General features: G+C 53.4%; 4 protein-coding genes. 3 read left to right on the top strand and 1 reads right to left on the bottom strand.

From position 1 onward, the window contains the following. Window positions 1-194: tetratricopeptide repeat protein (locus ACLQ7H_RS28355; RefSeq protein WP_411755553.1), on the bottom strand; the 194-nt coding region annotated here is incomplete at its 3' end. A 132-nt stretch (window positions 195-326) separates the two neighbouring features. Between ACLQ7H_RS28355 and rluD the strand changes: the two genes are divergently transcribed. From rluD to clpB, 3 genes are all read left to right on the top strand, one after another. Further along, on the top strand, window positions 327-1,304 hold the full coding sequence (gene rluD, locus ACLQ7H_RS28350) for a 23S rRNA pseudouridine(1911/1915/1917) synthase RluD (protein WP_065686938.1): 978 nt from the start codon (window positions 327-329) through the stop codon (window positions 1,302-1,304). Further along, a complete protein-coding gene (yfiH, locus tag ACLQ7H_RS28345) occupies window positions 1,304-2,035 on the top strand; it encodes a purine nucleoside phosphorylase YfiH (RefSeq protein ID WP_411755552.1) in 732 nt (243 codons plus the stop codon). Before rluD ends, yfiH begins: the two co-directional genes overlap by 1 nt. A gap of 130 nt (window positions 2,036-2,165) precedes the next feature. Beyond that, complete coding sequence (clpB, locus tag ACLQ7H_RS28340) at window positions 2,166-4,739, top strand: ATP-dependent chaperone ClpB (RefSeq protein ID WP_411755551.1); 2,574 nt, start codon at window positions 2,166-2,168, stop codon at window positions 4,737-4,739. Window positions 4,740-5,336 lie beyond the last annotated feature (597 nt).

Here is a 5,336-nt window from a genome sequence, read left to right as displayed (position 1 = left end):
CCGAATGGATAGCGGTTATCTAACGCTTCGAGTTGCGTAATCGCGCCCTTAAAGTTACCGTCCTGCAGTTTTTGCTGGGCAGTAGCATAGATTTCCGAAGGCGGGCTGTCGGGAACCGTATCCTTGGATGTGGAGCAACCTGCCAGCGCCAGGCTCAACGTGGCTGCCGCCACCAGATATTTCATACGCGTCATGACGTTTAGATTATCCTCAGGGTGTTATTTTGGGAGACTGTCCGTTAAGCTCCCGACAAAAGACCAGTTACAATAGCACATTATATTAAACGGCATCGCCGTGAAAACCCAACGTTAACGAAGAAGCTGCATATGGCACAACAAGTACAACTCACCGCAACGGTGGCCGAAACTCAACTCGGACAACGTTTAGATCAGGCTTTGGCCGAATTGTTCCCTGATTATTCAAGATCTCGCATAAAAGAATGGATCCTGGAAGACAGGGTACAGGTCAATGGCAAAACGATAAACAAGCCGAAAGAGAAGGTACTGGGGGGAGAGACGGTCGCCATTGATGCACAGATTGAAGAAGAGGCCCGTTGGGAACCGCAAGACATCCCGCTGGATATCGTCTATGAAGACGCCGATATTCTGGTGATCAACAAGCCTCGTGGCCTGGTGGTGCACCCAGGGGCGGGTAATCCGGATGGGACGGTGCTTAATGCATTGTTACATTATTTCCCGGAGATTGCCGACGTACCGCGTGCCGGTATCGTTCATCGTTTGGACAAAGATACCACCGGCCTGATGGTGGTTGCCAAAACCGTTCCGGCGCAAACCCGCCTGGTTGAGGCATTGCAGGAGCGTGAGATCACCCGTGAGTACGAAGCGGTAGCGATCGGCACCATGACCGCGGGTGGCACGGTGGAGCAACCTATTGCCCGCCACTCCACCAAACGTACTCACATGGCCGTGCACCCAATGGGCAAACCTGCGGTGACTCATTACCGCATTATGGAACATTTCCGCGCCCATACCCGTTTGCGCTTGCGCCTGGAAACCGGCCGTACGCACCAAATCCGTGTGCATATGGCGTATATCGACCATCCGCTGGTGGGCGATCAACTCTACGGTGGCCGTCCACGTCCGCCAAAAGGGGCGTCAGAGGCCTTTATCAACACGTTGCGCGGCTTTGACCGTCAGGCACTGCACGCAACCATGTTGCGCCTGTATCATCCAATCAGCGGTATCCAGATGGAATGGCATGCGCCAATCCCACAGGATATGGTCGATCTGATCAACGCGCTGAAGCTCGATACCGAAGAATTCAAAGATCAGATGGATTGGTAATGAGTTCGCTGATTGTACCCGATTGGCCGCTGCCTGCAGGGGTAACAGCCTGCAGCTCCACTCGTCATGGCGGTGTCAGCCTTCCTCCCTACGACTCGCTGAACCTCGGTGAGCATGTTGGTGATGATGCACAGGCCGTGGCGCGTAACCGCCAATGTTTGGTAACGGCGGCTGGTTTACCACAGATGCCACTGTGGCTGGAGCAGGTACATGGCACTCGTGTATTGACGCTGGATGGCCAAACGCCTGAAGATTTGCGCGCCGATGCGGTTTACAGCAATGTGGCCGGGTTGGCCTGCGCAGTGATGACGGCAGATTGCCTGCCGGTACTGTTTGCTTCACAAGCGGGTGATGAAGTTGCCGCCGCGCATGCCGGTTGGCGTGGCTTATGTCATGGCGTGTTGGAAAATACCGTGGCGCGTTTTGCTGTGGCACCAGAAAATATCACTGCCTGGTTAGGCCCGGCGATCGGCCCAAGCCGGTTCGAAGTTGGGGCCGAAGTGCGTGCGGCATTTATGGATATTGATAGCGCCGCCGCTGCTGCTTTTACTCCCCACGGTGAAAAATTCCTCGCAGACCTCTACCTTTTGGCCCGTCAGCGCCTGCAACGTGCTGGTATTTTCGCCATTTATGGCGGTAATCGTTGCACAATGAACGAAATGAGTCATTTTTTCTCCTATCGGCGCGATGGAACAACCGGACGTATGGCAAGTTTGATCTGGGTGAGATAACCTACTGCGCTAGGACGATCCACTGATGCATGACGTTGTACTCATAATATAGTGTCGAGATAACCTTGAAAATTTGAGGGATGACCTCATTTAATCTCCAGTAGCAATTTTGACCTACATTGGAGGTGTTATGCGTCTGGATCGTCTTACTAACAAATTCCAGCTTGCCCTCGCCGATGCCCAATCTTTAGCCCTTGGGCGCGACAATCAATTTATTGAACCGTTACATCTGATGAGCGCCCTGCTCAATCAGGATGGGGGCACGGTTCGCCCATTACTGACTTCTGCCGGGATTGATGCTGCGCGAGTGCGTACCGACATCGATCAGGCATTGTCTCGTCTGCCGCAGGTTGAAGGTACCGGTGGGGATGTTCAACCCTCACACGAACTGGTGCGCGTCCTCAACCTGTGCGACAAGCTGGCGCAAAAGCGGGCAGACAAATTTATTTCTTCCGAACTGTTTGTGCTGGCGGTGCTCGAGGATCGCGGTAACCTGACCGATCTGCTGAAAGCGGCCGGTGCAACGGCGGACAAAATAGCTAAAGCCATTAATCAAATGCGAGGGGGAGACAGCGTGGATGACCAAGGTGCTGAAGATCAGCGTCAGGCATTGAAAAAATACACTATCGATCTCACTGAGCGTGCGGAACAGGGTAAGCTTGACCCGGTGATTGGCCGTGATGAAGAGATCCGCCGCACCATTCAGGTGCTGCAACGCCGTACCAAAAACAACCCGGTACTGATTGGTGAGCCTGGCGTCGGTAAAACTGCCATCGTAGAAGGTTTGGCGCAGCGTATTATCAACGGCGAGGTTCCCGAAGGGCTGAAGCATAAACGCGTGCTTTCCCTGGATATGGGCGCGTTGATTGCCGGGGCGAAATACCGGGGCGAATTTGAAGAACGCCTGAAGGCGGTGCTGAGCGATCTTTCCAAACAGGAAGGCAGCGTCATCCTGTTCATCGATGAGCTGCATACCATGGTGGGTGCCGGTAAAGCCGATGGCGCGATGGATGCTGGCAACATGCTCAAACCCGCGCTTGCCCGTGGGGAACTGCACTGCGTAGGGGCGACCACGCTAAACGAGTATCGCCAATATATAGAGAAGGATGCTGCGCTCGAGCGCCGCTTCCAGAAAGTCTATGTCGCGGAACCGAGCGTGGAAGACACCATCGCCATCCTGCGTGGCCTGAAAGAACGCTATGAGCTGCATCACCACGTACAGATCACGGACCCGGCGATCGTAGCTGCGGCAACGCTGTCGCACCGCTATGTTTCCGACCGTCAGTTGCCGGATAAGGCCATCGACCTGATCGATGAGGCCGCCTCCAGCATTCGTATGCAGATGGACTCTAAACCGGAATCGCTCGATCGCCTGGAGCGCCGCATCATCCAGTTAAAACTGGAAGAGCAGGCACTGAACAAGGAATCGGATGACGCCAGCAAGAAACGCCTGGAAATGCTGAGTAGCGAGTTGGAGCAGAAAGAACGCGAATACTCAGAACTGGAAGAAGAGTGGAAAGCGGAAAAGGCTTCCCTGTCTGGTACCCAGAATATCAAGGCGGAGCTGGAGCAGGCCAAGATCACGCTGGAGCAGGCGCGCCGCGTAGGTGACCTTGCGCGCATGTCTGAACTGCAATACGGCAAAATACCTGAGCTGGAAAAACAGCTTGAGGCGGCCACGCAGGCGGAAGGCAAGACTATGAAGCTGCTGCGCAACCGCGTTACCGATGCCGAAATTGCCGAAGTATTGGCAAAAGCGACCGGTATCCCGGTGGCCAGAATGCTGGAAGGTGAGCGTGACAAACTGCTGCGTCTTGAGCAGGAACTGCACTCACGGGTGATTGGCCAGGATGAAGCGGTGAACGCGGTGTCCAATGCCATTCGCCGTAGCCGTGCCGGTCTTTCCGATCCTAACCGGCCGATCGGTTCGTTCCTGTTCCTTGGGCCTACCGGGGTGGGTAAAACCGAACTGTGTAAGGCGTTGGCTGGGTTCCTGTTCGACAGTGATGACGCGATGGTGCGTATCGACATGTCCGAGTTTATGGAGAAACACTCCGTATCGCGGCTGGTGGGTGCGCCTCCAGGTTATGTCGGCTATGAAGAGGGCGGTTATCTGACAGAAGCGGTGCGTCGCCGTCCGTATTCAGTGATCCTGCTGGATGAAGTGGAAAAAGCGCACCCAGACGTGTTCAACATCCTGTTGCAGGTGTTGGATGACGGACGTCTGACAGACGGACAAGGTCGTACCGTTGATTTCCGTAATACCGTGGTGATCATGACTTCTAACCTGGGTTCCGATCTGATCCAGGAGCATTTCGGTCAGATGAGCTATCCACAGATGAAGGAATCGGTCATGGAGATGGTGAGCCAACATTTCCGTCCGGAATTCATCAACCGTATCGACGAAGTGGTGGTGTTCCATCCGCTCGGCCAGAAACATATCGCGCAGATTGCCAAGATCCAGTTGGCGCGTCTGTACCAGCGTCTGGAAGAGCGCGGCTACGAAGTCAGCATCACGGAGCCGGCATTGGAGCTGTTGGGCAAAACGGGTTACGACCCAGTGTATGGTGCGCGTCCGTTGAAACGCGCTATCCAGCAGGAAATCGAAAACCCGCTGGCGCACCAAATCTTGTCGGGTAAGTTGATCCCAGGCAAACCGGTAACGCTGGATGTGGAAAACGACCATATCGTTGCCAAGCAATAAAAGTAGTTGTCGGTAGTTATAGCTATATAGAAGGGGGCGTTTTTTACCGCCCCCTTTTCTTTGGGTTTAGCCTGGTTGACGGGTTTTCGGTGTTCAACAACCTGAAATCAGTGCCTTTTAGACTAATAATTATCCTAAAACGACCGTTTTGGCTGATATTTGAGCGCTTGAAAAGTTTTTTGAATTTAGGGGTTGCGCCCTTCTGAGAACTCCCTATAATGCGCCTCCACTGACCGGGAACAACGACTCATCTAACGAACTGTTTATCGAAAGAGAATGTCGCCCAGCCAGGAAGAAGCAACCCGGTGAAAACACCGCGTCTCGCAAGAGAAAAAGGTTGACTCTTCAGCGGGAAAGCGTAATATGCACCTCCCGCGTTACCGAGAAACTTTCCGGTAACGAACGCTCTTTAACAATTTATCAGACAATCTGTGTGGGCACTCACAAGACGATATCCAGCTACTTCGGTAGCAAAAAAATATCAAGTCTTGAAGAGTGACCAAGCAGTAATTCATGCGAATGAATTATTACGAAAGTTAATTTTCGAGCATCGCTGCACGAGTTGCAGCAAATCAAGCTTTTAATTGAAGAGTTTGA

Source organism: Serratia sp. (in: enterobacteria) (genome assembly GCF_046715635.1).
Classification (GTDB): Bacteria; Pseudomonadota; Gammaproteobacteria; order Enterobacterales; family Enterobacteriaceae; genus Chania.
Note: the sequence above shows the minus strand (reverse complement) of the source record. Positions and strands in the feature narration are given on the sequence as shown.